This window comes from Nonomuraea sp. NPDC052129, from assembly GCF_040680095.1.
Taxonomy (GTDB): Bacteria; Actinomycetota; Actinomycetes; order Streptosporangiales; family Streptosporangiaceae; genus Nonomuraea.
In genome coordinates this window covers 73,140-98,082 of the sequence record NZ_JBFAVX010000037.1, presented here as the reverse complement: position 1 = coordinate 98,082, position 24,943 = coordinate 73,140, and the positions used below count along the sequence as shown (strand labels likewise).

At 71.1% G+C, this 24,943-nt stretch carries 21 protein-coding genes and 1 tRNA gene; 11 read left to right on the top strand and 11 right to left on the bottom strand.

What is annotated here, in order from left to right; genetic code table 11:
- Nucleotides 1-7: 7 nt before the first annotated feature.
- The 6 genes from AB0L53_RS48795 to AB0L53_RS48770 all read right to left on the bottom strand — a co-directional run bounded on the left by AB0L53_RS48795 (nucleotide 8) and on the right by AB0L53_RS48770 (nucleotide 8,318).
- Nucleotides 8-517: a hypothetical protein gene (locus tag AB0L53_RS48795; RefSeq protein ID WP_364010486.1), complete on the bottom strand. Its 510-nt coding sequence runs from the start codon at nucleotides 515-517 to the stop codon at nucleotides 8-10.
- Nucleotides 514-906 (bottom strand): hypothetical protein, encoded by a 393-nt coding sequence (locus AB0L53_RS48790; protein WP_364010483.1) that lies wholly within the window; start codon nucleotides 904-906, stop codon nucleotides 514-516. Before AB0L53_RS48790 ends, AB0L53_RS48795 begins: the two co-directional genes overlap by 4 nt.
- The gene (locus AB0L53_RS48785; protein ID WP_358204469.1) at nucleotides 906-1,724 is read right to left on the bottom strand and encodes a helix-turn-helix transcriptional regulator; all 819 of its coding nucleotides are present in this window, start codon (nucleotides 1,722-1,724) and stop codon (nucleotides 906-908) included. The genes AB0L53_RS48790 and AB0L53_RS48785 overlap by 1 nt, the downstream gene beginning before the upstream one ends.
- 106 nt (nucleotides 1,725-1,830) lie before the next feature.
- Nucleotides 1,831-4,563, bottom strand: a complete 2,733-nt coding sequence (locus tag AB0L53_RS48780; protein WP_364010480.1) for an AAA family ATPase — start codon at nucleotides 4,561-4,563, stop codon at nucleotides 1,831-1,833.
- 27 nt (nucleotides 4,564-4,590) lie between these two features.
- On the bottom strand, nucleotides 4,591-7,296 hold the full coding sequence (locus AB0L53_RS48775; protein WP_364010477.1) for an AAA family ATPase: 2,706 nt from the start codon (nucleotides 7,294-7,296) through the stop codon (nucleotides 4,591-4,593).
- 80 nt (nucleotides 7,297-7,376) lie between these two features.
- Nucleotides 7,377-8,318: an NADP-dependent oxidoreductase gene (locus tag AB0L53_RS48770; protein WP_364010474.1), complete on the bottom strand. Its 942-nt coding sequence runs from the start codon at nucleotides 8,316-8,318 to the stop codon at nucleotides 7,377-7,379.
- A 263-nt stretch (nucleotides 8,319-8,581) separates the two neighbouring features.
- Between AB0L53_RS48770 and AB0L53_RS48765 the strand changes: the two genes are divergently transcribed.
- The 9 genes from AB0L53_RS48765 (at nucleotide 8,582) to AB0L53_RS48725 (ending at nucleotide 17,849) form a co-directional block, all read left to right on the top strand.
- Nucleotides 8,582-9,514 carry an NADP-dependent oxidoreductase gene (locus AB0L53_RS48765; RefSeq protein ID WP_364010471.1) on the top strand — a complete coding sequence of 311 codons (933 nt, stop codon included), beginning with the start codon at nucleotides 8,582-8,584 and terminating at the stop codon, nucleotides 9,512-9,514.
- 112 nt (nucleotides 9,515-9,626) lie between these two features.
- The gene (locus AB0L53_RS48760; protein WP_364010468.1) at nucleotides 9,627-10,499 is read left to right on the top strand and encodes a helix-turn-helix transcriptional regulator; all 873 of its coding nucleotides are present in this window, start codon (nucleotides 9,627-9,629) and stop codon (nucleotides 10,497-10,499) included.
- 187 nt (nucleotides 10,500-10,686) lie between these two features.
- On the top strand, nucleotides 10,687-11,529 hold the full coding sequence (locus tag AB0L53_RS48755) for an SDR family NAD(P)-dependent oxidoreductase (protein ID WP_358204416.1): 843 nt from the start codon (nucleotides 10,687-10,689) through the stop codon (nucleotides 11,527-11,529).
- 156 nt (nucleotides 11,530-11,685) lie between these two features.
- Entirely contained in the window at nucleotides 11,686-12,468 is a 783-nt protein-coding gene (locus tag AB0L53_RS48750; RefSeq protein WP_358204408.1) for an SDR family oxidoreductase, read from the top strand.
- A 70-nt stretch (nucleotides 12,469-12,538) separates the two neighbouring features.
- Nucleotides 12,539-13,108, top strand: a complete 570-nt coding sequence (locus AB0L53_RS48745) for a flavin reductase family protein (protein ID WP_358204401.1) — start codon at nucleotides 12,539-12,541, stop codon at nucleotides 13,106-13,108.
- Between the two features lie 26 nt (nucleotides 13,109-13,134).
- Nucleotides 13,135-14,511, top strand: coding sequence for an amidohydrolase family protein (locus tag AB0L53_RS48740; RefSeq protein WP_364010464.1), 1,377 nt, complete (start codon nucleotides 13,135-13,137; stop codon nucleotides 14,509-14,511).
- 148 nt (nucleotides 14,512-14,659) lie between these two features.
- A complete protein-coding gene (locus AB0L53_RS48735) occupies nucleotides 14,660-14,980 on the top strand; it encodes an Atu4866 domain-containing protein (protein WP_364010461.1) in 321 nt (106 codons plus the stop codon).
- A 38-nt stretch (nucleotides 14,981-15,018) separates the two neighbouring features.
- A complete protein-coding gene (locus AB0L53_RS48730; RefSeq protein WP_364010458.1) occupies nucleotides 15,019-16,212 on the top strand; it encodes a PQQ-dependent sugar dehydrogenase in 1,194 nt (397 codons plus the stop codon).
- Between the two features lie 23 nt (nucleotides 16,213-16,235).
- Nucleotides 16,236-17,849, top strand: a complete 1,614-nt coding sequence (locus tag AB0L53_RS48725; protein ID WP_364010455.1) for a Na+/H+ antiporter — start codon at nucleotides 16,236-16,238, stop codon at nucleotides 17,847-17,849.
- On the opposite strand, the gene AB0L53_RS48720 is transcribed toward AB0L53_RS48725, so the two are convergent.
- From AB0L53_RS48720 to AB0L53_RS48705, 4 genes are all read right to left on the bottom strand, one after another.
- Entirely contained in the window at nucleotides 17,832-18,770 is a 939-nt protein-coding gene (locus AB0L53_RS48720) for an HNH endonuclease signature motif containing protein (protein WP_364010452.1), read from the bottom strand. The two genes, AB0L53_RS48725 and AB0L53_RS48720, sit on opposite strands and share 18 nt — an antisense overlap.
- Before the next feature lie 568 nt (nucleotides 18,771-19,338).
- Nucleotides 19,339-19,536 carry a hypothetical protein gene (locus tag AB0L53_RS48715; protein ID WP_364010449.1) on the bottom strand — a complete coding sequence of 66 codons (198 nt, stop codon included), beginning with the start codon at nucleotides 19,534-19,536 and terminating at the stop codon, nucleotides 19,339-19,341.
- Between the two features lie 53 nt (nucleotides 19,537-19,589).
- Nucleotides 19,590-20,051 carry a hypothetical protein gene (locus AB0L53_RS48710; RefSeq protein ID WP_364010446.1) on the bottom strand — a complete coding sequence of 154 codons (462 nt, stop codon included), beginning with the start codon at nucleotides 20,049-20,051 and terminating at the stop codon, nucleotides 19,590-19,592.
- Nucleotides 20,052-20,823: 772 nt separating this feature from the next.
- Nucleotides 20,824-20,905 (bottom strand) — tRNA-Tyr (locus tag AB0L53_RS48705).
- Nucleotides 20,906-21,553: 648 nt separating this feature from the next.
- Here AB0L53_RS48705 and AB0L53_RS48700 point away from each other — a divergent pair.
- Together AB0L53_RS48700 and AB0L53_RS48695 are read left to right on the top strand one after the other, a co-directional pair.
- On the top strand, nucleotides 21,554-22,051 hold the full coding sequence (locus AB0L53_RS48700) for a YajQ family cyclic di-GMP-binding protein (RefSeq protein WP_357954907.1): 498 nt from the start codon (nucleotides 21,554-21,556) through the stop codon (nucleotides 22,049-22,051).
- Nucleotides 22,052-22,382: 331 nt separating this feature from the next.
- Entirely contained in the window at nucleotides 22,383-23,204 is an 822-nt protein-coding gene (locus tag AB0L53_RS48695) for a glycerophosphodiester phosphodiesterase family protein (protein ID WP_364010443.1), read from the top strand.
- Between the two features lie 471 nt (nucleotides 23,205-23,675).
- On the opposite strand, the gene AB0L53_RS48690 is transcribed toward AB0L53_RS48695, so the two are convergent.
- A complete protein-coding gene (locus tag AB0L53_RS48690) occupies nucleotides 23,676-24,929 on the bottom strand; it encodes a serine hydrolase (RefSeq protein ID WP_364010440.1) in 1,254 nt (417 codons plus the stop codon).
- Nucleotides 24,930-24,943: the final 14 nt, after the last annotated feature.

The window sequence follows — 24,943 nt, the reverse complement described above, 5'->3', positions numbered from 1 at the left end:
CATACGGCTATCGTCTCAGGATCCACCTGAAGATCCATCCCGCGTATCCCGTGGACATGCATCTGGGGGCACATGGCTGCTGTACGCATGGCCCTTCAGGGCACGAGGAGCGATCGTGAGGCACCGTGACCATGCCTCCGCTGGACACGGCCGACCGGCTCAACTGCAGCGCGCGACGCGGGTCACGGAGTACGGCTTGCAGGCAGCGGTTCGGCGCCGGCCCCTTGGTGGGGGCGGCGTGCAGGTACGCGGTGGCCAGCGCACGGTGCAGTTCGGTGGTGTGTGGGTCGTCGGCCAGCGCGTCGATCGCGCTGGTCAGCAGGCGCCTCAGCCGATCGGTGTCCTCGCCTGTCCCCGTCTCGGCGAGGAGCCGAGTACGGAGCAGCGGGTTGGCGGCCAGCCGGTCGGGGCGGCGCAGGTCGTGCAGCGCCTGGGTGAGAGCCGCGGTGAACTGTTCGCCGGTCAGCACGGCGAAGCCCGCACCCTGCTGGTGGGCGGGCGCGTCAAGGGAGATCATGAGGTCCATGACCGGGGAAGGCTGCTGGTGCCCAGCCGCGTCCAGCAGGAAGCGGGCGACGCCGAGGTGCTCGCCCCGGCGTGGCGGACGGCGGGCGCGCGTGCTGCCACGCGGCGGCCACGACCGGGTCGCCCTCTATCTCCTCGGGCCGCTCGGCCTCCAGCCGCAGCCAGGTCGGCACGGCGGGCCTCGTCTGCGTAGCGGCGCAGCAGGCTGCTCTTGCCCACGGCGCCGGGGCCATGGATGAACAAGACCGCGGCCGGGCCGCCGGTCAGGGCGCCGCGGAAGGCGGCCAGGTGCGTGGCGCGGCCGGTGAAGGCGGCGTTACGGGCCGCGTCCAGACGATCGCCGAGGCGGGCGGCCCGCGGGGAGACGTCCGAGGTGCCCATCAGGTGGCCAGCGTGCCCAGCAGGGCCAGGGCTTGGGCCGAGGGCGAGTCCGGCTCGGCCGGGTGGGCGATGAGCCGCAGGCCGGGCCTGCTGGCGATGGGGAAAATCTCGGTGCGCAGGTGCAGGTCGCCGACGTCGGGGTGGTGGAAGCGGGTGCCGGGGGTGAGCGCGCCGCGCGGCTCGGGGGCGGCCCACAGCCGGCGGAAGTCGTGGCTGATGATCGCCAGCTCGCCGACGAGTTCACGCAGGTGGTGCTCGTCCGGGGTCTGACGGGCCACTTGGCGCAGGTCGTGGACGGCCGCCCGGGCGGTGCTGGTCCAGTCGCGGAAGAACTGCCGTCCTGCCGGGTCGAGGAAGATCATGCGCAGCAGGTTGTCGCCGAGGACGAAGCGGTTGTGCAGCACGTTCGCCAGCGGGTTGCGGACCAGCACGTCGCCGGACCAGCCCAGGATGAAGGCCGGGGCCACCGTCCAGTCGTTGAGCAGGGCCAGCACCTCGGGTGCGACGCGCTCGACGCGGCCGGGCCGGCGGCGCCCGGCGGTGGGCCGGGCCAGCCGATACAGCTCCACCAGGGCGTGCTCGTCCAGGCGCAGCGCCCGGGCCAGGCTTTCCACCGTCTGGCGGGTGGGGTGCTCGCGGCCCTGTTCGAGCCGGGCGTAGTAGCCGACGCTGAGGCCGGCCAGGTGGGCGACCTCGTCGCGGCGCAGCCCGGGAACCTGCCGGCGGCCGTCCGCGGGCAGACCGGCCTGCTCGGGCCGCACGAGCGCGCGGCGCTCTCGCAGAAACCTCCCCAGCGGGTCGTTGCGATCACTGTCCATGACATCCGAGGTTAGGCAAACGCTGGACCGGCTGCCTGGGTGCATCACTCCCAGGTTGAACGACCCCGGGTGAACGACCCCAGGTGAACGACGCGGGCCGCGCCGGTCAGGTGCCGAGGTCGAGCTCACGCAGCTGACGGCGGGAGCCGATGCCGAGTTTGCGGTAGATGTTGCGCAGGTGGTTGTCGATCGTGCGCGGGCTGAGGAACAGGTCGGCGGCCACTTCACGGGAGGTTCTGCCGGTGGCCACGAGACGGGCGATGTGGGCCTCCTGCGAGGTCAGGGCGTCCAGGGGGGAGCTGGCGGAGCTGACCGGCCGATCCCCGAGGTCGCGCAGCGCCCGGGCGGCGCGCGTGGCGAAGGCGGTGGCGCCCATACGGTCGAACATGCGGTGCGCCTCATGCAGGCTCGCGCGGGCCCGTGGCCGTGCGCCGGAGCGGGCGAGCCACTCGCCCTGCAGCAGGTGCGTACGGGCCAGCTGGACGGCGACCCGGGTGCCGGCGAGGCGGTCGATGGCCTCCTCGTACAGCTTGTCCGGGGTGTCGCTGAGCAGGGCGCGGCAGCGGGCCAGCACGCCGAGCCCCCAGCCGGTTCCGGCGGCCTCGGTCAGCTCAGCGAGCTCGTCAAGGGCGGGTCCGGCCAGATCGAGCCGTCCGGTGCGGGCGGCGGCCTCGATCAGCTCGGGCAGCGCGGCGGCGCTCCAGAACAGGCGGGTGCGGCCGGCGGCCTGGCGGGCGGGTGCGAGCGCCGCTGCGTGTTCGCCGAGCCCGTTGTGCAGGACGGAGGTGGCGTACTCGACGATCGTGACGAACCCGCCGGCGCCGTCGGCGGCGGCGCGCATGCTCTGCTCGAACAGCGCGCGGGCTCGGCCTCGGTCGCCCTGGTGGGCGGCCAGCACGATGGCCGCGTAGGGGACGAAAGCTCCGGCGATGGCCTCGGTGAGGGCGTGCGCCTGCTCGGTCATGGCCGAGGCGGCGGTGAAGCGACCGGCGTAGGTGGCCGTCACAGCCTGGAAGTTGAGCGCCAGCGGCAGGAACGTCAGCGCCCCCGCCTCCCGCGCGAGCTCGACGCAGCGGGTCGCCAGATCGTCGAGCGCGACCTCGTCCCACAGGTCCCAGGCCGCGCGACAGGCGACGGGCAGCCAGCCCGGATCATCGGCCTGGCGGAAGCCGTCGACGGCCGCGCGCAGCAGCGGCGCGGCGGCGCGCTGGCCCTGGGTGAACAACGTGGCCAGGCCGTCCAGCAGCAGGTCGGCGGGTTGTGGCATCGGCGGTGCGGCGGGGCCGTGCAGCACGGCGGCGGCCACGGCCTTGATGCCGTGCGCGTCGCCGTTGCGTTCGGCTCCGGTGGCGGCCCACAGAGCGTCCAGCGCGGTATGCCTGGCCAGGGCCGCGTCCAGCGGCGCCATCTGCTCGGCCGCTTCCAGCAGCAGCGCGGGGGCGTCGTCGTCGCGGCGCAGCGAGAAGGCGATCTGTCCGCGCAGCCGCAACAGGCGGGCCCGCCCGGCGTCGGTGAGGGGGCCGGCGTCGGCGACCGTGAGGAGAGCGCCGGTCTGCTCGGAGGCCCCTGCCTCGTGTTTGGCCTGGGCGGCGGCCAGCGCGCGCTCGGCTCGTGCGGCGGGATCCGGGGTCAGCTCGGTGGCGCGTTCGAGGAACGCGGCGGCGGCCGCCACACCGCCACGGCGCCGGGCCCGGCCGGCCAGGCGCTCCAGCTCACCGGCAAGGTGTTCGTCGGGCTTGTCCGCAGCATGGGCCAGATGCCAGATGCGCCGGTCGGGACGGTGTCCGGGGTCGAACGCGCGGCCCAGGGCGCGATGGGCGTGGCGGCGCTGGGTTTCGGTGGCAAGCCGATAGATCGCCGATCGGACCAGCGGGTGGCGGAAGCGGACATCCGCACCGACCTGCACCAGCTCGGTGCTTTCGGCGGGTTCGACGTCGGACAGGGTGAGCCCGTCCGACTCCGCGGCGCGCCGCAGCACGCCGGTGTCGCCGAGGGGTTCGGCGGCGGCCAGCATCAGCAGCCGCCTGGTGCGCTCGGGCAGCGTGCTGAAGCGGTGCTGGAAGCTCTGCTCGACCAGGTCGGTCACGGGCGCGTCGAGGTAGCTGGGGTAGCCGGCGGGGCCGAGGTCTCGGGGCAGCTCCAGCAGGGCGAGCGGGTTGCCGCGCGCTTCGGCGATGAGCCGGCGGCGGATTTCCGCGTCCAGCGGGGCGTGCGGCAATGCGGCCAGCAGGGAGGCGGCCTCCTGCTCGGTGAGCGGGGACAGCGGCAGGCGGGGAAGGGCGGCCAAGGCGGGTACGGCGTCCGGGTCGCGCATGGCGAACAGCAGGGTAACGGGCTCGGCCTGAACGCGGCGGGCGACGAAGGCCAGCGCCTGGGCCGAGCCCGCGTCCAGCCACTGGGCGTCGTCCAGGACGCAGACCACCGGTGCGCTGGTGGCCGCCTCCGCCAGCAGGCCGAGCACGGCGAGCCCGATGACGAGCGGCTCCGGGGCCGACCCTTCACCCAGGTCGAATGCCGCCTGCAGCGCCGCCCGCTGCGGTGTGGGCAGTCGGCCGGTCAGGCCGAGCAGGGGCAGGCAGAGCTGGTGCAGCGCGGTGAAGGCCAGCTCCTGCTCGAACTCCGCGCCCGCGGCGCGCAGGATCGTGCTGCCCGGCGCGGCGGCCGGCACCACGCTGTCCAGCAGGACGGTCTTGCCCAGCCCGGCCTCTCCGTGGACGACCAGTGCCGTGCCGGCGCCTTGCCGCGCCTGCTCCAGTAGCCGGGACACGTGCGGCATCTCACGGCGCGCCAGGCGAAAAAACGGCAGGTCAGGACCGGTATGCGTGGTGTACTCGCTCATCGAACCCGATAGTAGTTCAAGATTGAATTACTGCTGCGGGGGGTGCCCTGCTCCGAACGCCGTCTCCCTCAGCTGCCTGCGGGAGGTGATGTCGAGCTTGGTGAAGACGCTGCGCAGGTGGGCGTCCACGGTGCGCGGGCTGAGGAACAGCCGCCGGCCGATCTCCTTCGACGTGGTGCCCGCGGCGGCCAGCCGGGCGATGCTCTCCTCCTGCGGTGTCAGCAGGACCGGACCGTGCCCGGGCGGGGGCGCGCCGCCTGCGGCCAGCTCCCGTTCCGCGCGCCCGGCGAAGGCCTCGGCGCCCATCGAGGTGAACAGGGCGTGGGCGGTGCGCAGTTGCTCGCCGGCGTCGATCCTGCGGCCCTGCCTGCGCAGCCATTCGCCGTACGACAAGTGGGCGCGCGCCAGGAAGGCGGACGGGTGCGGCCCGTCGGAGGACAACGCCCTGACGGCGTCCCGATAGGAAGGCTCGGCGGCGGAGCCGTCACTCAGCAACGCCTGGCACCACGACGTCAGCCCGACCGCCCAGCCGGTGCCCGCCGCAGCGGCGTGCTCGCGGACGCGGCTGGCTGCCGGCGCCGCCAGGTCCGGCCGGCCACCCCTGGCGGTCGCTTCGACGAACTCCATCGCCGCCAGCGGCCACAGGCCGGGCTCGGTCTGCTCAATGGCAGCGATCAGCGCCTGGCAGGCCATGTCGTAGTGGCATTGGCCGTTCAGCAGCACCGCATGCGCGAGTTCGGCGAACGCGCCCCGCCTGCCGTCCTTGGCCGGGACGTCCTCGGCCGAGATGCGTCGTCGCAGACGCGTCAGGGCGGGCTCGTCCCCGCGCCACGCGGCACACAGCAGCGCTCCTGGCGTGATCGAGACGGCGCCGATGGCCGCGGCGATGGCCTGACCGTCGCGGACGTACCGGTCGGCGACGGCCAGGTCCCCGGTGTAGAGGCGGGCCACCGCGAGGTCGTCCAGCGCCGAGCGCAGCTCGGCCAGCGCACCGCTGCTGGTGGCGGCGTGCACCCGGGCCTCGGCGATCTGCTGCCAGCGTGGGAAGTCCCAGACCTCCACCGTCGCGATCGCCGGCAGTGGCCCCCGCAGTGCCGGGCCTGCCTCCAGCGCGTGCCGCAGCAGGGGCATGGCCTGGTCGGAACCGGCCACGAGCAGGGCGGCGACCGCTGCCAGGAACTGGTCGATGGGCTGCGGCGGGGCGGGCAGCACCGCGACGGCCTCAGCCACGGCTCGGCGCTGGCGTGCTGAGGCGTCGCGGCCGATCACGATCGTCACGGCGAGCGCTTCGAGCAGGCAGGCGCGCGCTTGGGGCAGATCGGCGGCGACGGCGCCCAGGAGCGTGTCGAGGGTGGCCTCGCCCCGATCGGCCGCATATCGGATCCGGGCGCGCATAGTCGTGGCGCGGATCCGCTCCGCCGGGCCCGCGTCCAGCAGGCTCGCCAGCGCCAGCGCCTCGTCGTCGGCGCCGATCTCCCGCTTGGCCTCAGCGGCGGCCATCGCGCGACCCGCGCGGCGGCGCGGGTCGGCGGTGAGCGAGGCGGACAGTTCCAGGAACGCGGCGGCGGCCGCCGCGCCGCCGTTGCATCCCGCCTGCCCAGCGCGGGCCTGCAGTTCCGTGGCGACCTGCTCGTCAGGGCCAAGTGCACCCAAGGCTCGGTGCCAGGCCCGGCGGTCGGCGTCCGCGCGAGAGCCGGTGGCCTCGGCGAGGGCGTGATGCGCCCGGCGCCTGGCCGGCGCGTCCGCGCCGCGATAGACCGCGGCGCGTAGAGCCGGGTCCGCGAATCGCACCGGGTTCGACAGCTCCAGCAGCCCCGCGTCCTGCACCTCCTGGCCGTCGGCCACATCCAGGCCCAGCTCGCCGGCGGCGCGCCACAGCAGCGCTCGATCGCCGGTGGGGTCGGCCGCCGCGACCAGCAGCAGCATGCGGCCGGCCGCGCTCAGCGCCGTGACAGCGGCAGGCAAGTCGCGGTCATTGCCCAGGGCCGGGTGTGCGACGGGCATGAAACCGCCCGCCGTGACCGCCGGGGACGGGGCCTGCAACAGCGCGCGCGGGATGCCCCTGGCCTCGGCGAGGATCCTGCGGCGCACCCGCCTGTCGACGGGTACCAGGGTGTGAGCATCGAACAGCGCGCCTGCCGTGCCCTCGGTCAGGGGGCCGAGGCGCAGCCGGGGTAGCTCCTCGATCTCGGGCCGATCCGCCGGCTCGCGCAGCGCGAGCGTTACGGCGACACCGGCCGATGACAGTCCCCGCGCCATCAGGTCGAGGGCCTGGGCGGAGGGCCGGTCGAGCCAGTGAGCGTCGTCCACCAAGCACAGCAGCGGCCGGCCCGCGGTGCTCTGCTGCGCGAGCGCGCGCAGGGCGAGCCCCATCGTGAACCAGGCGGGCTCGCCTTCCCCGTCGCCGGCGGCGAAGGCGGCCTCGACGGTGGCGCGCAGGTACGGCGGCATCCGGCCGAGGTCGCTCAGCAGCGGGGCGAACAGCTGATGGACTGCGGCGAAACGCAGACGGCTCTCGGACTCGGCACCGGCGGCCTGCAGGACGCGAAAGCCCACGGCCCGAGTCCGCAGGTGCCCCAGCAGGGCGCTCTTGCCGACCCCCGCGGGCCCGTACAGCAGGACCGCGCCACCACGACCGCCGCGGGCGTGCTCCAGCAGCCGGTCGAGCTTCTCGCTCTCGTGCCGGCGTCCGTACAGCACCGGGGCGGCGCGAGTGGGGCTCGGGTCGTTCATCGAGGCCGACCCTACCCGCGGGTTTACCCGCCCTTGTCACATGCCTGTGTCGTTCGTGTTGTGTGAGCAGCTCAGTCAGCCTACGGGTGGCCTTCCGGGGACAGGACGAGGCTAAGGACGATCTTGCCGCGCGTGTGCCGCCGGGCCAGCTCGACGTAGGCGTCGCGGACCCGTTCCAACGGGTAGACGGCGTGGATCGGCACGCTGAGCCGCCGCTCGGCGACCAGGGCCGCGAGCCGTTCCACCAGCCCGGGCGAGAAGGCGTCCTCCTGGGCCTGGCTGCGCACGCCGTAACGGCGCACGGCCGCGCCGTCGGCGATGGTGTTGATGCGCTGCGGCGGCACGCCGAGGTCGATGGCGACCTGCACGTTGCCCGCGCCGAAGGTGTCGATGAAGGCGTCCACCCCGTTCGGGGCCGCCGCGCGCAGCCGTTCGGCCAGGCCGGGGCCGTGCAGCACCGGTGTGATGCCCAGCGATCGGGCGAAGTCGAGGTTGTGCGGACCCACGGTGCCGACCACGGTGGCGCCACGCAGGCGGGCCAGCTGGGCGGCCAGGACGCCGACGCCACCCGCCGCGGCCGAGACCACCACGGTCTCTCCCGGCTGGGGCCGCACGGCTTCGACGCCCGCCCAGGCGGTCACGCCCACCGCCGAGAGCGGGGCCGCCTCCTCCCAGCACAGCACTGCGGGCTTGCGGGCCAGGGTGGCGGCGTCGTGGACCACGTAGTCGGCCTGGGCGCGGCGCGGGGCGTAGCCGATGACCTCATCACCTGGCGCGAAGCCCGTCACGTCTTGGCCCACCTCCACGACCTGGCCGGCCAGGTCGTTGCCCTGCCCTTCGGGGAATGCCGCCGGCCACAGGTCCGCGAAGACACCCTCGCGGATGCCGATCTCGCCGGGGTTGACGGGGGCGACGTTCACCTGGACCAGCACCTGGCCGGGGCCTGGCGACGGCCGGGGCACCTGGACGACCTCCAGCACCTCCGGGCCGCCGTAACTGCTGAATCTGACTGCTCGGGGCACGCGCACGTCTCCGTTCATCACGATGGGTCCTCTCGCCGGGCGCCGCCATCGAGGCGTGACGCGGCAGGCATCACCGGACATGGGGGCCTCCCAACAGGGGGTGGATCGGGAGATCAGGATTGCGCGGCGCGCCCGGCGCCCGCCTCGGCGGAAGTTACTCAACGAATGCGGCGTTCATCGCTATATGAGTAATTCTCGCCGATGCCTGTATCGCCCCTGGTCAGAGAGGCTGTAGCGGTGACGGCGAAGGACAGGAGCAGCAGGTGAGGGCGCTAGTCTCCCGCGCGTACGGGCCTCTTGAGGAGTTGTCCTTCGCCGATGTGCCCGTTCCGGTCCCGGAGCCGGGACAGGTGCTCGTCCGCGCCGAGGCCGCGGCGCTGAACCCGATCGACGTCAAGCTGGTCACGGGCGCGATGCGTGCGGCCATCCCGGTCACGCACCCGTTCGTGCCCGGCGTCGACATCACGGGCGTGGTGACCCGGGTGGGCGAGGGGGCCACCCGGTTCGCGGTCGGCGAGCCCGTCCTGGCCTGGAACGGCGTCCGCTCCGGCGCGCTAGCCGAATACGTCATCGTCGACACCGGGCCCGCCAGCGCGCGACGGCCCGACGGCCTCGACCCGCAGCGGGCGGCGGCGCTGCCGACGGGCGCGTTGACGGCCGCGGCTCTCATCGAGGCCGCCGCGCTCGGCCCGGGCATGACCGTTCTCATCGTCGGCGCCGCCGGCGGCCTCGGCTCCTACGCCGTCCAACTGGCCGCGCAGGCCGGAGCCCGCGTCATCGCCACCGGTCGCGCCGGGCAGTTCGCCTTCCTGCGTGGCCTCGGCGCCGGCGCGGTGATCGACCACACCGCGGCGGAGGTCGCGCCTCAACTGCTGAACCTGCTCCCGGACGGCGCCGACGTCGTGATCGACCTCGCCAACGCCGGGCCCCGGCTCGAACGCAGCGCTGACGCCGCCCGCGTGGGTGGCCGGCTGGTGTCTCCACTCGGCGGCCCGTCCAGCTTTGCCCGCGGCGTGCAGGCCATCTACACCGGCACCGTCCCCGTGCCAGGAAGGCTGGACGCCCTCGCCGAGCAGGCGGCACGCGGCGCTCTGCGGGTCGTGATCGGTGCCACCTACGAGTTCGCCGACGCCCCCCAGGCGCTCATCGACTTGGCCACGCAGCACAGCCAGGGGAAGGTGACCATCACCTTCTGACGGTTCCGCACGTTGAAAGGACGGATATGACAGCCCGCACGAGCACGCTCGGTACGGTCATGCAGGCCGCGCCGATCAAGAGCCCGATCAAGGCCCCGGCCGGGGACGCGGCGTGACCGGGACCCCGCTGGGCGACTTCCTGCGCGCCCGCCGCGAAGCGCTCAAGCCGCAGGACATCGGCTTGCCCGAGTACGGCCGCCGCCGGGTCAAGGGCCTGCGCCGCGAGGAGGTGGCGATGCTGGCCGGCATGAGCAGCGACTACTACGTGCGGCTGGAGCAGGGCCGCGAGTCCAGCCCTTCCCCGCAGGTCGTCGACGCGGTCGCGCGGGCGCTGCGCCTGGACGCGGCCGCCACCGAACACCTGTGGCGGCTGGTGCAGCCGCCGGAGGCGCGTAGCTGGCGGCGCGCGCAGGACACCACCGTCAGTCCGCAACTGCTGCAGCTGATGGACGGCTGGTCCACCTCGCCCGCCTTCGCGCTCGGCCCCGCGCTGGACATCCTGGCCTGCAACCCCATGGCCGCCGCCCTGCACGAGGGCTTTCACCCGCCCGACAACCTGGCCCGCATGGTGTTCGCCGACCCGGCCGGACGGGAGTTCTACCAGGAGTGGGAGCGGGCGGCGCACTCGTGCGTGGCGGAGATCCGCGCCGCCTACGGCCATGACCCCGACAATCCGCGCATCGCCGAGGTCGTGGCGGACCTGTCGGCCGCCAGTGACGAGTTCGCCGAGCTGTGGGGCCGTCATGACGTCAAGCCCAAGACCCAGGAGGGCAAGCACCTGCGCCATCCGGTCGTGGGCGACCTGCACATCCTGTTCTCGGCGTTCACCGTCAACGGGGCGCCGCACCAGCAGCTCGTCGTGTATCAGGCCGAGCCCGCCTCGCCCACCGCGCAGGCGTTCGAACGGCTGCGTGCCCGCGCCGACGACGCACTGTCCAGGGCGATGCAGGACGCGGATCAGGCGCTGACAGCACGAGCCGACTGACCCACCACGACACGACCATGCCAAGAGGCCGGGGCCACGCCCCGGCCTCTTTCCGTGCGCGGCCGTTCCGCCGCACGGCGCGGTTCCTAGGTATGACACTCCCAGGAATTCCGCGACCTTCTTCCACCTCGCTGACCTGGGCAAACTTTACATGTCAGCCAAACGGAACGGAACGAAGGACACCGTCATGGCCACCTGGTTCATCACCGGAGCATCCCGCGGGCTCGGCGCCGAGATCGCCCGCACCGCCCTCGCCAAGGGCGACAACGTCGTCATCGCGGTCCGCAACCCGGCCCGCGTGCCGGACGACCTCGCCAAGGCCGGCAACGTACTCACCGTCGCCCTGGACGTCACCGACAGCGCGGCCATCCCGGCCGCCGTCCAGGCCGCCGTCGACCGATTCGGCCGGATCGACGTGCTGGTCAACAACGCCGGCCGCGGCCTGCTCGGCGCGCTGGAGGAGATCAGCGACGCCGAGGCACGTTCGCTGTTCGACCTGAACGTCTTCGCTCTCATCGACATGACCCGCGCCGTCCTGCCCGTCATGCGCCGCCAGGGCTCCGGCAAGCTCTTGCACATCGGCTCGCGATCGGGGTTCGAGGGCGAGCCCGGGGTGAGCCTGTACAGCGCCTCGAAGTTCGCCGTGGCGGGCGTCAGCGAGGCGCTGTCGAAGGAGCTGGAGCCGTTCGGCATCCAATCGATGGTGGTCGAGCCGGGCGTCCTGCGCACCGACTTCCTGGACGCCAGCTCCCTGTCAGTCGCCGCCGGACGGATCGACGCCTACGACGGCACCCCGGCCCATGTGACCCTCGACTGGGCGGGCACCGCCAACCACACCCAGCTCGGCGACCCGGTCAAGGGCGCGGCACTGATCTACGAGGTCACCGGCCAGGACAGCTTGCCCTCGCACCTGTACCTGGGCCCCGACACGCTGGAGCGGCTGCAGGTCAAGCTGGACCAGATCGAGCGGGATGTGGCTCCCTGGCGAGCCAAGTCCGCCGCCACCGCCCACGACGACGCCGCAGCCTGACCAACAGCCCGCCGCTACAGGCGACCGCGGCTCCACCTTCGCGGAGGGATCCTGCGAACGGCGCCGGCGCTGGCGCCTGCCCTCCCTACCCGCACGTCTTCTGGCCCGCCGCTGACCGCGGGCACCGCACACACGCACACGAAAGAAGCCTTTGCCATGTCTACTGCTGCTCTGCTCACCGGAACCCCGCTGGCCGGCCGCGTGGCCGTCGTCTCGGGCGCCTCCAGCGGCATCGGCGCCGCCACCGCCCTGCGCCTGGCCGAACTCGGCGCGAGCGTGGCCGTGCTGGCCCGGCGCAAGGACAAGCTCGACGACCTGACCGCCGCCATCAGCGCCGCCGGCGGCACCGCGATCGCCATCGCCGTCGACGTCACCAGCCGGGAAGCCGTCGCGAACGCGGCCGCGCAGGTCGCCCACCGGCTCGGCACCGCCGACCTGGTGGTCAACAACGCCGGCGTCCAGCTCATCTCGCCGATCACCGACCTGCGACAGGATGACTGGCAGCGCCAGATCGACCTGAACATCACCGGCGTCATGAACGTCATCGGCGCCTTCCTGCCGCACCTTACCGCCGCCGCCGAGGCCGGCCGGTCCGCGGACCTGATCACCACCTCCTCGATCGCGGCCACCCGGATCCTGGAGAAGTTCTCCGTCTACTCCGGCACCAAGGCGTACATCAGCCACCTCACCCGGCTGCTGCGCGTCGAACTCGGCCCCAAGAACATCCGGGTGGCCACCATCGAGCCCGGCATGGTCGACACCGAGTTGCCCAGCCACGTCACCGACCCCGACGCCAGCGCCCTCATGGAGGGGCTGCTCACCGAGATCGACCCGCTGCAGTCGGCGGACGTGGCCGAGACGGTGGCGTTCATCGCCGCCTCGCCCCGCCACGTGAACCTCACCGAGATCACCATCCTGCCCACCGCGCAGGCCGTCTGACCTGGCCTCCTGCCCGGCTCCCTGCGAGGAGCCGGGCCGGCCTCTCCCCAAGGAGCCTAAGGAGCACGTCATGAATCGCGCCGACTTGATCCCGTATCCGCTGGAGCAGGTGCACCGGCTCATCGAACCCGGGCCCGTCCTGCTCGTGTCCACCTTCGACGGCCGGCGGGCCAACCTGATGACCAACGGCTTCAACATGCCCGTCTCGCACGAGCCGCCACTCATCGGCCTCATCGTCGGCCCGTGGGACCACAGTTACACCGCCCTGCGCGAGAGCGGGCAGTGCGTGCTGGCAATCCCGTCCATCGACCTGGCCGAGCAGGTGGTCGACGTCGGCAACACCTCCGGCCGCGACGCCGACAAGTGGAGCCGCTTCGGCTTCACTCCCGTGCCCGCCGCCACCGTGGACGCGCCACTGGTGGCCGAGTGCTTCGCCAACCTCGAATGCACGGTCGCCGACGACCGGCTCGCCGACGACCACCACCTGTGGATCCTGCGCGCCGAGCGGGCCTGGATCGATCCGGGCCGGCGCGGCGCGGGCGAGTTCCACCACCGCGGCGACGGCACCTTCTCCGCCAACGCCGCCACCGTGGACCTGCGCCACCGCATGACCAAGTGGCAGTACCTCACCCACGACTGACCCTTCCCACCCTCGAAGGAAACCCCATGAACGCCACCCTGGACCAGCTGCGCAGCGCCGTCCCCGGCCGCCGCATCCTGCTCACCGGAGCCGCCATCGTCACCATGGACCCGGAGTTGGGCGTCCTGCCCCGCGCCGACCTGCTCATCGAAGGCGACCGGATCGCCGCCGTCGGCGTGGACCTGCAGGCCGGCGACGCGCTGGTCATCGACGTCACCGGCACCGTCCTGGCCCCCGGTTTCGTCGACACCCACCGCCACGCCTGGGAGGCGCAGCTGCGCCGCATCATGCCGGACGTCAACGACCTCGGTGAGTACGTCACTTCCACCCTGGCCGGCATCGCCCCCGCCTACCAGCCGCAGGACATGTACATCGGCACTCGCCTGGCCGCGCTGACCGCCATCGACAGCGGCATCACCACCATGCTCGACTTCTCCCACAACTCCCGCACCGCCGCCCACTCTGACGCCGCCATCCGCGCGCTGGCCGACACCGGCATCCGCGGCGTGCACGCCTCGATGCGCCCCCACTTCGGCGACTGGGACGGCCAGTGGCCCGCCGACCTGACCCGCCTGCACGACACCTACTTCGCCGTCGGCGGGCTGCTCACCCTGCGCCTGGCCGCCCTGGCCACCGACGAGGTCGCCGGCCCCGACCTCGCCTACGGCGAATACCTCGCCCGCACCGCCCGCGACCTCGGCATCGGCGTCAGCATCGACGCCGTCTTCGGCCAGTCCTCCTCCGAGGCCATCCTCGGCTGGGCCAAGCAGGGCCTGCTCGGCCCGGACATCTCCCTCATCCACTGCACCGGCCTGACCCCGCAAGCCTGGCAGGCGATGGCCGACACCGGCGCCAACGTCGCGCTCGCCCCCACCTCCGACGCCCAGATCGGCCTGGAGAGCGCGATCCCGGCCATCGACGAGGCGCTCGCGGTCGGCATCCGGCCGGGGTTGAGCATCGACGTCGAAGTCGCGCTCGCCAGCGACATGTTCACGCAGATGCGCGCCCTGCACGCCATCCAGCGCATGCGCGCCGTCAACGCCGCCTATGGCACCGGCGACCAGCCCGCCCGGATCGGCGTGGCCGACGTGCTCGACTTCGCCACCCTGCAGGGCGCCGCCAGCATCGGCCTGGGTGGCGTCGCCGGCTCCCTCACCTCGGGCAAGCAGGCCGACGTGCTCGTCGTACGCGCCGACGACCTCAATAACATGCCGCTCAACGACCCCATCGGCACCCTCGTCCTCGGCTCCGACGCCCGCAACATCGACGCCGTCTTCATCGCCGGTCAGGTCCGCAAGTGGGCCGGCGCCGTCCTCGACGTCGACCTGGCCGCGCTGCGCGAGGACGTGCGCGCCTCCCGCGACCGCGTCCTGCGCGCCTCCGGCTCCGCCGACCGGCCCTGACCGGCCGCACCGTCGCCGGCGCGATCTGCGGGATCGGCCTGGCCTGCCCAGCCGGCCCGCACGCGCCGGCAACCGCCGCCCCCGTCACCGGCCGCTCGCCTCGGCCGGCCCGCCACGCCCATCACCTGTCACTGCAAGGAGCCCGTCCGTGTTCAGAAACACCCTGCGCCTCCTCGGACTGTTCACCACGCTGCTCGCCTGCGCCGCCGCGAGCGGCGGCCGCTCGAAATCCGCCCCTCACCCGTACGTCGGCATGTGGGTCACCGCCGACGGCCGGATCCGCCAGGAACTCCTCGCCACCGGCCGCTACGAAGAGGAACGCGACGGCCGCAAGCTTGCCTACACCGGCCGCTACACCGTCACCGGCACCCACCTCGACTACCACGACGACCTGGGCTTCACCGCCACCGGCGACGTGCGAGACGGCGTGCTCTACCACGAGCACCTGGTGCTCAACCGCGAAACCTGACCGCGCCCGACCCGTACCACCCGTAGAAGGGACAAGCCATGCCACGCACCGTGCCGACCGTCCTGGCTTGTGCGGCCCTGGCGCTCATCGTGGTCGCCGGATGCACCATCACCGCGGCACCCGCCGGCCCCGCTGCCACCACCATCGCCACCTCCGACGGCCGTAGTACCGATCAGGACGCTGCTGGTCAGAGCCGCCCGTTCGAACCGGCCACCATCGCCGCCCTGAACAGGCCCTGGGCCCTCGCCTTCCTGCCCGACCGCCGCGTCCTGGTCACCGAGAAGGCCGGCAGGCTCCTCCTGCTCACCACCGACGGCTCCGTCCAGCCGGTCGACGGGGTCCCACCCGTCTCCACCGGAATCCAGAACGGCCTGCTCGACATCGCCGCCTCGCCCGGCTACACCACCGACCGCCTGCTCTACTTCACCTACTCCGCGCCCGGCCTCGACGGCGGCCTGCGCCTGGCCCGAGCCCGGCTGGAGGAGAACGGCACCACCGCCCGCCTCACCGCCATCGACATCATCTGGCGGCAGGAGAGCGACAACGGCAGCTACTGGGGCGGCGTCATCACCTTCTCCCCGGACGGCCGCCACCTGTTCCTGGCCGTACGCGACTCCGCCCGCAACTCCACCGACCCCTCCGGCGCCCAGGACGGCGACCGTTCCCTGGGCAAGGTGCTGCGCCTCAACCCCGACGGCTCCACCCCCGCCGACAACCCCGACGCCGCCTCGGGCGGCGTGCGCGGCCAGGTCTGGACCAGCGGCCACCGCACCAGCTACGGCCTGGCCCACGCCCCGGACGGGACCCTGTGGCAGAGCGAGATGGGTCCGCAAGGCGGCGACGAGCTCAACGTGCTGCGTCCCGGTGAGAACTACGGCTGGCCCCTGGTGTCCGAGGGCGCCGACTACGACGGCGCGCCCCTGGCTCGCCATGCCGACCGCCCCGACCTGCACGCTCCCGCGCTGTCCTGGACTCCCGTCATCGCGCCCGGCGGCATGACCTTCTACCACGGGGACGCCTTCCCCGCCTGGGACGGCTCCCTCCTGCTCGCCGGTCTGGTCTCCGAGTCCCTGGTCCGCGTCATCATCGACGCGGCCGGCCGCGCCCGCGAAGCCGAACGCTGGGCCATGAGCAGCCGGATCCGGGACGTCGCCGTGGCCGGCGACGGCAGCGTCTGGTACGTGGAGGACGCCAGTCCCGGCCGCCTCGTCCGTCTTGTGCCCCTCCAGTAGCAACCCTTCAGGAGACCCCGCCGATGAGCCACCGAAGCATCGAGATTGTGGTCGTCGTGGTGACGGCCATGCTGACCCTGACCTGGATCGCCAGGAGATTGCGGCTCAGCGAGCCCATGCTGCTGCTGGCCGGCGGGGCCCTGATCGGGCTGCTGCCCCACTTCGGCGACATCCCGCTGCCGCCGGAGGTCGTGCTGTTCCTGTTCCTGCCGGCCCTGCTGTACTACGAGTCCTTGACGACCTCGCTGCGCGAGATCCGGGCCAATTTGCGCTCCATCACCCTGCAGGCCACCGGCCTGGTCGTGCTCACCACCGCGGCGGTGGCGGTTCTGGCCCACGCCACTGGTCTGTCCTGGCCCCTGGCGTTCGTGCTGGGCGCGGTGCTCGGCCCCACCGACGCGGTGGCCGTGGCGGCGGTGGCCCGCGGGCTGCCCCGCCGTACGGTCACCATGCTGCGCGCCGAATCCCTGATCAACGACGCCACCGCGCTGGTGCTGCTCGCGGTCGCGCTCGAAGCGGCCGTGGAGGGTGTGCCGTTCTCCTGGAGCGGCACCACGCTGCGCGTCATCGTCTCCTACGCTGGCGGCATCGCCGCCGGGCTCGCCGTCGCCGGGGTCATCGTTGTCATCCGCCGCCGCTGGCGCGACCCCATGCTCAACAGCGGCCTGAGCGTCCTGACCCCCTACGCCGCCTTCCTTCCCGCCGAACTCCTACACGCCTCCGGCGTCCTGGCGGTCGTCACCTGCGGCCTGGCCCTCAGCCAGGTTGGCCCCCGGCTCATCCCGCCGGCCGCCCGGCTGCAGGCCGTCTCCTTCTGGGAGGTCACTACGTTCCTCATCAACGGAGCGCTGTTCGTCCTGGTCGGCATGCAGCTCCCGGCCGCGGTGCGCGGCCTGTCGTCCTTCGCGCTGCCGCACGCGCTCCTGCTCGCCCTGGCGGTGAGCGCCGTGGTCATCGGCGTGCGGCTGCTGTGGTTCTACACCGTCCCCTACCTGGTACGGCTCCTCGACCGGCGGCCCAGCCAGCGCGAACGACGCATCGCGGCCCGGCACCGGCTGCCGCTCGCCTGGGCCGGCATGCGCGGCGCCATCTCCCTGGCCGCAGCCCTGTCGGTGCCCGCCCTCACCGCGCAAGGACTACCCGTTCAAGACCGCGACGCCATCGTGTTCATCACCACCATCGTCATCCTGACCAGCCTGGTCCTGCTCGGACCGCCGCTGCCCGCCCTCATCCGCTGGGCCCGCCTGCCCGCTGACCCCACCCAGGCCCAGGAGGAGCGCCTGGCCGTCCGCGAGATCACCCGCGCGGCCCTGACCGCCCTTCCCGAGCAGGCCGCCCGCCTCGGCACACCCGCTCACATCGCCGACGCGCTCGCCCGCGACCTCGCCGGTCCCGGACGCCACGGCCAGGCGGAAGCGGCGGAGCACGCCCGGCAGCTGAAGCTCGCCCTGCTCCAGGTCCAGCGCGCCACCCTGATCCAGCTCCGCGATCGCCGCCACATCGACGACATCGTCCTACGTCGGTTGCAATCCCGGCTGGACGCCGAACAACTCCTGGCCGACGAGGACCAGGAAGACGCTCAAGCCTCTCCGGCCGCACCGCCGCCCTTCGACGCCCATTCAGGAGCCTCCTCGTGACATCGACGCGCCGGCAGCTCGTAGCGGGCCGGCGCTAGCCACGCCGGCCGGAGTGCGTGGCGGCAGTATCACTCGCGGGTCCGCAGCAGCGACACCAGAGCGGGACAGGGCCGCACGGGTCGTGAGCACGTCCGTCACCCCGGTCGTCAGGAAGACACCCGCCACCATCGTGCCCGCCAGCGGCCAGGGAACGGCCACCGTCGCGACTCCGGTGACGCTGCTGGTGACGGTCAGCGCGGCCGTAAGCGTCCCGGCGGCAGCCAGCAGACCCAGCAGCAACCCGGCCGCGGCCACCGCCCAACTCTGCATCAGCGCCATCCGAACGACTTGGCGCCGCGTCAGACCGGTAGCCCGTGCCGGGCCTGCAGCCGGGCGGAATGCTGAAAGAGCGAGGCTCGCCTGCACGAGCATTGGGGCGTAGTCTCCCAGGCTTACGAGGCGGTCAGAGGAACTGCTCAGCATGATGATGAGGTCTGGATCAAGACCTACCGCATTCAGCCGCGCTTCGGCCGGTTCTTCAATGAGGGCGCGTAGAAGCGCTGCTGCTTCCGCGTCGAATGCGGCAAATTCGTCCATCGTGAGCCTCATTCGGCCAGCGAGCATCTCGTTGGCCTCCACGAAGATGTCATGCAGCCGCTCCTCCGTAAGCCTCCCCATGCCTTCCAGAACCATCAGTCCCAGGCCCTCCCGCCGGCGCTTCCATTCCTGCAACACCTGCGGCGGATAGAGATCTCGTCTGCGCCCGTCGATCCTTCGGTGGTGTGGGCGGCAGAGCAGGATGATGTTGGGGAAGTCATCCAGCTCTTCCGGACCCAGGCCGTCATGCTCCCAAGGACCGCCGGGATTAGCTGCGTAGATGTGGGCTTTCTCTACGTTGAGTTCGGAATGCCATCGATCATCTTCACGATTGGCTGATCGCACGGAGGGTCAGGCCAGTAGCACGTACCCTGCGCCAGCGCGTAGAGGGCGGCGAGTGTGCTGTCGGAGTAGCTGCGCTGCCGTCCCAAGGTGTTTGAGTCCTTTCCTGAGGGCTCTGTGACGCTCCTTCTGACGGTAGACGCGCGTCGCGGGAGCCAGTGTCGCCGCAGACACATCCCAGGCGCTGCGACCCATCAACCAAGATCGCTAGAGAACGATCAACCGTAGAGCTTCGGTGTCACCCGTGGACGGCCGGACACAAAGCGAGAGGCCCGTCACCGCGTTTCCGCTGGTGACGGGCCTCTTCCCGCTGGTGTGGCAGGTGCAAGGTTCGAACTTGCGTAGGCTGAGCCGACGGTTTTACAGCCCCGCCGCAAGAAGGGCCCTGACCTGCACGTAATCGACTCGAAGCGCTCTTCCGGGAACGGATGGGGAACGATCAAGCATTACGCCTTGCGGGCCCGTGCCATGGCCGTTCTCGGCGCGGGCGGTTTGATCAGCAGCCGGGTTGAGGGCGGCTCGCCATGGTGGTGGGAGCCGCTCTGTCGTTGATCAATCTACCGCGCGGGTGCTAAGAGGTTGCGCCTGCGCAGGTGGTGACACCGCACGCCTTCTTGCCTGCTGCGACGGCCGCATTTAGTTCCACCTCGTCGAGCGCGCACGGTTCCCGACCTACGGATTCGCTGCTCATCTGGCCGCCTACCAGGCCATGGCAGTCCCGTCTCGTATGCCAGCAGTCTCCCTTTTCGGTGATGAAGACGATGATCATGATGTCGTCCCCCTTCAGGCTTGTTGCGTGTGGTGAGTAGGTCACACGAGGCGTTACCGCCGCCAGTGTCTGTCGCGGCAGGTATAGGTGCGCCCGTTCGACGCGACACCTACCGCTCCGGGACTGCCACAGAAGCCGCCTGGGCGTGCTCTGGCGAGCGGCGCCGGCTCCGGCTCCGCTACGGGTTTGGGTCTGGGAGTGCGCTTCGGCGAACGCCGCCCCCTATCGCGGTCGCGGTCGTCGCGGTCGCGGGACTTGATGACGCCGTCGCCGTCTTTGTCTTCGTCGTAGCGGTCTTCGATGCCGTCCTCGTCGAGGTCTTCGATGTCCTCAACGGGTTCCGGTGTCGGCGTCCAGGAGACGGTGTGCGACGTGATCGGAGGTGCGCTGGCCACGGCTGCGGGTTCTTGGTCGTTGCCGACGAAGAGGGCGTTGCAGCCGACCACAACAAAGGCGATTACGGCGAGGCAGCCCCATGCCCCACCCTGGTTGCCTGACTTGGATTTGCTGGGCAATGGCGTCCCCTGTGGCTCCGCGTGGACACGAACGGTATGTGAGACGCTGCTTTGCGCTACTTAGTTGGCGGAAGAGCCCTCATCTAGCAGGCTGATCTGGCCTTCGCAGTCCCGCCACTTCTCCACGTCTGTGATCCTCGCTGGCCAGCGGACACGATGCCGAGTTGGGTGTGGCTCTTCCGCAGTGAGATCAGCTGCGACCGCGCCGAACTCTCCGCAGTGCCTGAGCGCCTGGCCGACCTGGCTGAGTGTGCCAAGCCACTGGAGGAGACCGGCCTCGCACTCGAGTAAGCAGCCCGCACGCCGCCGAGCAGGCGCCGCTGTCGGCGACCTGGCCGCTGGTTCACCGCCGCCACGCTGACCTGACCGGCGCGGGACTGAACAGACCGCCCACGCTGAGCTCATAGAACGCGACGCCGCCCGCCGGGCGGAACCCGGGCGCGGCACTGCTAGCCAAGCTGACGACGCGTCAACCGGCCGTGGCATCCTCATGTATCAGCGCGTCCACGAGCCAGGACACGAGACACGTAGCGCCATACGACCCCATGCATGCCCTTCCCGACTGGCATGACGGCCTCGCCCTCGTCGGAGTCTGCGACGTGGTGGAGATCCACCGCGATGGCCGAGTGGCGGTCGCCCGCCGGGGCGACCGAGGATCGCAACATCGCGATCGCGATCGTGGCGTTCGCAGTCCGCGCCTGTAGGCAACCGGATACAACGCAAGAGGCCCGTCACCACATTTCCGCTGGTGACGGGCCTCTTCCCGTTGGTGTGGCAGGTGCAAGGTTCGAACTTGCGTAGGCTGAGCCGACGGTTTTACAGACCGCTCCCTTTGGCCACTCGGGCAACCTGCCGCGCCATCCGCTCTCGCGGCGACATCAGAAGAATAGCGGACTTCCGAGGTACACGTGACACCGGTTTGTCCCACACCGGATCCCGCCTACCTGCTCCACCGAAACGTTATTCGCCCCACCATCGACCGAACCGTCCCTTTGAGCGGGCCCGCGTCCCTGACCTGCGACAACGGCTTGTCAGGGACCAGGGCGCCGAGGAGGTCGCAGAGCGGGGGCTAGCTCTGGCCTACCTCGACGACGAGCAGGCGATCACCCGGAATGATGTCTCTGACCCGAGCAAACGTGATTCGAGAAGGCGGAGGGTCCGGCCCGATCCGGTCGCGCTGCGGCTCGTCTGTTTGAAGGTGGTCGCGTTCGTGCTGGCCAGCCGGCGCTCCCGGGGCTCGTACAGTGAGGATGAGCTTCGCGCGCCAGTAGGTGGCGGCCTCAGGCACCCGCGCAATCGCCACCAACACCATCGAAAAACGCCCTAATCGGAAAGCGACGCCGGTGATCCTTCGGTGTGGCGGGTGGATCAAGGCCCGGCGCCCTGCACGACGCGCCGATGCTGGCTAGGCTCGTACGCTGGGGTCCGCGTTCGCAGAGGGCGCGTTTCGAGGTCCGCAAGATCTGGAACCGGATACCGCCTAATGCTTACGCAGCGAGAGGATGTGCGTTTTGGCCGATTCATCTTTCGACATCGTCAGCAAGATCGACCGCCAGGAGGTCGACAACGCGCTGAACCAGACGGTCAAGGAGATCGGACACCGCTTCGACTTCAAGGGCACCGGGGCCAGCATCAGCTGGTCCGGGCAGAGTATCGAGATCAAGGCCAACAGCGAGGAGCGGGCCGGGGCCGCGCTCGACGTGTTCAAGGAGAAGGTGGTCAAGCGAGGCCTCTCCCTGAAGATCATCGACGCGGACGAGCCCAAGCTGTCCGGCAAGGAATATCGCATGCTGGTCTCGCTCAAGGAGGGCATCGACCAGGAGAACGCCAAGAAGATTTCCAAGCTGATCCGCGACGAGGGACCCAAGGGTGTCAAGGCGCAGATCCAGGGTGAGGAACTTCGGGTCAGTTCGAAGAAGAAGGACGATCTCCAGGAGGTCATGTCCCTGCTCAAGGGCAAGGATCTGGACATCGCCCTGCAGTTCGTGAACTACAGGTAGCAGGCGCCCCGCCGTACGTCAGAGATCGCGCAGGGCATATCCGGGGCACACGGCCGAGCGCGCTGTCCACAAGGGCACGCGTTTTCTCCTGTGCCTCGGGCCTCCGCTGTCCATGAGCACGTGTCAAACGGCGCCCCTACTTGTGGGCTGAGCGATCGTGCGCTGAAGCGCCCTGGCGACGTGGTGAAGGTCTACCAGTGCTAGGCGGGCCCGGACGACGCTCGGTGCCCGACGCACCGCCTCGACAGGCCGCTGGTCGCCGTATCCGAGGCCTCGCAGTGATCCGGATATGCCAGGGTTGGCGTAATTGGGTGAGCGAAAGGTGAGGGTCTTGGCGTTATCGCGCGTTGTGGCCGGTCTGTCCGTGGGTGTGCTGGCCACCGTACTTCCTGCGGGCAGTCCCGCCCAGGCGAGCGCCGCATTACCGCCCTGTCCGCAGATATTCGGGCATGGCGGCTACCCCAGCGGCGCCAACGGGGCCGACACCTGGAACCGGGATCAGGTACGCCAGCCCAACAGCCCCACCGCCATCCGAAAATACAAGGGCTGGGGTGCGGCAGGTGTCGAGGCGGATCTGCAGCTCACCAAAGACGGTACGAAGGCCGTCATGTGGCACAACACCTCCACCTGGGGCCTGAGCGGCATCAAGAAGAACATCACCGACATCTGGTGGGCCGCCGGTGACACCGCGCTCAAGGGGCGGACGATCAACCGGGGGAGCTTCAGCGGTGAGACCGTTTACACCTTCCGCGAGTGGCTGACCGCCATGAAGGCCGATGGCATGATCGGGCTGGTCGAGATCAAGCCCGAGACCCGGCAGTTCCTGCTCGGCGCCGACGCCACGATCAAGTCGCGGGCGTGGGCCGAGGTCCTGGATCCGGTCAAGGAGCGGTACGGGTCGCAGGAGATCATCCTGTACTCCCATGATGCCGATATCGCGGCCGAGCTCAAGAGGCGCGTCACCGCCGCGGGCCTGGCGCGGGTGCTGACCGGCGGGCCCAGCTGGCCGGAGGTGACCAAATGGGAGGAACCGCCGCCCTCGTGGACGCTGAACGAGAGCGCGTGGCAGGCCGCGCTCGATCGGTCGACCAAGCGGATGGCGACCGACTACACATCCCAGCTCAGCGCGTGGCTCAAGGGGAAGTGCCAATAGCTGGTCATCGGCCGCCCGACTCGTCAGGGGCGTCACCATGACCATGCTCGTTCACGTCACCTCGGCCAAGAACACGCGGTCGATGCGGCGCAGCGGCATTCGTGCGGTGAGCGGTGGGCCTGACGGGATCTCTGGCCCATGGAAGGCCGCCATGCGCGTGCCCGATCTGCAATCCGTCGGGCCAGTACGGCGCGGCCAAGATCCGCAAAGCTTTCGGCGACCCTGACGACTAGCCGGGACGGATGGCCGAGCTTGAGACGGTGGACATGGTCTGCGACCAAGAGGGTGCGCGGGCAGGCAACAGAGGCGGCGCACGTGTCCGCACGCCGCCGCGGCCGATCCGCGCGAGGCTGACTCGGCTCCCGGCCCGCCGCCTCTAGCTCGCGTACGGGGCGGCAATGTGCATCCCCTAGTACTCGGTGACAGATGCGGAGGTGCCCACGACATCCGGCCCGTGCAGGGGCGACGCGTTCACCGTGCCAGCGACAGGAGGTGGAACGCGCCTCGGATGATGGACTGGCCTTTGGTCGCCACGTCCATCGTGTCGGGTGCGGTGGTGGGGTCGGACACCATGAGGCTGGTGGCCAGAGCGCGGCCGTCGGCCGTGCGGGCGAGGTAGTGCATGGTCACGACGCCGGGCTCGCTGCCGCCCTTGTACCAAACTGCCGGGAACTGGGCCGCGTCCAGGTTGAGCCCGTCGTCGTTGAGTGACAGCGCGTGGTGGATCTCGGGCTGGTCGAGCCGCAGCAGCCCCGCGTACGCGTGGCAGATGTCAGCCGGCGAGGCGAACCATTCGATTTGGTCGATGTTGTTCGGTTGGGGCCAGGTCTTTCGTACGTCAGGCAGGGGCCGCCGTTCCAGTTCCCGTAACGCGGCGGCGCGCTCGTGTCGCGGCAGGGCCAGGTACTGCTGTGCCCGAGCCGCATCCGGGGCGGCCTTGAGCTGGAAGAGCGCCTTGGTGGTGAGGAACGGGATGTTCTCCTGGGGCTGCCGGTGGCCGAACAGCGACAGCTGGCGCACCATAATGTCCCTGCCCAGATGGTGGATCAGGTGGTCGGTAGCGGTGTTGTCGCTGATCGAGATCATGTGGTCGGCGAACGCCGCCAGCGGGAGGGTGGTGCCGGCCGGGCGGTCCTGCAGTGTGCCCGAGGGCAGGCTCTTCCAGTCCTCGCGGATCGCCAGCTCTTCGTCCCACGCGGCTCGCTTCTCCGCGACGGCTTGGGCGAGCGCGCCCAGGACGTACAGCTTGAACGCCGAGCCGATCGGCCGTTGCGTGTCGGCGGCGAGGCCGTGGGCGATCCGGCACTGTCCGTCCGGCTCGATCTCCGCAGCGGCGAAGGACACGCGTGTTCCCAACTCGGCCAGGCGCGTGTCGATCTGTGTCCACGAGGTCGGCTCGCCTTGGTCCGGGGTCAGGCGGAGGTTGTCCACGAGCCCTGCCCCGTCCACACGCACCGTGAGGAGGTAGTCGGCAGTAGGACCACGCACCTCCGCCTGGGCCAGATCCGGTCGCGTCGTGAGGATCTTGCCTGCCGCGAGCCTGCCCACCCCGGCCAGCGCGGCGTTGAGTCCGTCCGGCCCGCCGCTCGCGTCCAGCAGGGCCGGTGCCAGGCGCTGACGGATCTCATCGTCCGGCAGCGGAGCTCGGGCTGACGCGCCCAGCAGCCAGTTCAGCTGTTCTTCAGCGGTCTTGGAGGAAGCATCCGCCGCAGTTTCTCCGATCATTGCCGTGCCCTTCG

What these genes read in the sequence shown, in the direction of transcription:
- AB0L53_RS48700 (WP_357954907.1), top strand. Translation starts at nt 21,554, where the DNA reads ATGTGCGTTTTGGCCGATTCATCTTTCGACATCGTCAGCAAGATCGAC.
- AB0L53_RS48795 (WP_364010486.1), bottom strand. Translation starts at nt 517, where the DNA reads ATGATCTCCCTTGACGCGCCCGCCCACCAGCAGGGTGCGGGCTTCGCC.
- AB0L53_RS48725 (WP_364010455.1), top strand. Translation starts at nt 16,236, where the DNA reads ATGAGCCACCGAAGCATCGAGATTGTGGTCGTCGTGGTGACGGCCATG.
- AB0L53_RS48750 (WP_358204408.1), top strand. Translation starts at nt 11,686, where the DNA reads ATGTCTACTGCTGCTCTGCTCACCGGAACCCCGCTGGCCGGCCGCGTG.
- AB0L53_RS48690 (WP_364010440.1), bottom strand. Translation starts at nt 24,929, where the DNA reads ATGATCGGAGAAACTGCGGCGGATGCTTCCTCCAAGACCGCTGAAGAA.
- AB0L53_RS48730 (WP_364010458.1), top strand. Translation starts at nt 15,019, where the DNA reads ATGCCACGCACCGTGCCGACCGTCCTGGCTTGTGCGGCCCTGGCGCTC.
- AB0L53_RS48775 (WP_364010477.1), bottom strand. Translation starts at nt 7,296, where the DNA reads ATGAACGACCCGAGCCCCACTCGCGCCGCCCCGGTGCTGTACGGACGC.
- AB0L53_RS48790 (WP_364010483.1), bottom strand. Translation starts at nt 906, where the DNA reads ATGGGCACCTCGGACGTCTCCCCGCGGGCCGCCCGCCTCGGCGATCGT.
- AB0L53_RS48740 (WP_364010464.1), top strand. Translation starts at nt 13,135, where the DNA reads ATGAACGCCACCCTGGACCAGCTGCGCAGCGCCGTCCCCGGCCGCCGC.
- AB0L53_RS48715 (WP_364010449.1), bottom strand. Translation starts at nt 19,536, where the DNA reads ATGATCATCGTCTTCATCACCGAAAAGGGAGACTGCTGGCATACGAGA.
- AB0L53_RS48745 (WP_358204401.1), top strand. Translation starts at nt 12,539, where the DNA reads ATGAATCGCGCCGACTTGATCCCGTATCCGCTGGAGCAGGTGCACCGG.
- AB0L53_RS48780 (WP_364010480.1), bottom strand. Translation starts at nt 4,563, where the DNA reads ATGAGCGAGTACACCACGCATACCGGTCCTGACCTGCCGTTTTTTCGC.
- AB0L53_RS48785 (WP_358204469.1), bottom strand. Translation starts at nt 1,724, where the DNA reads ATGGACAGTGATCGCAACGACCCGCTGGGGAGGTTTCTGCGAGAGCGC.
- AB0L53_RS48755 (WP_358204416.1), top strand. Translation starts at nt 10,687, where the DNA reads ATGGCCACCTGGTTCATCACCGGAGCATCCCGCGGGCTCGGCGCCGAG.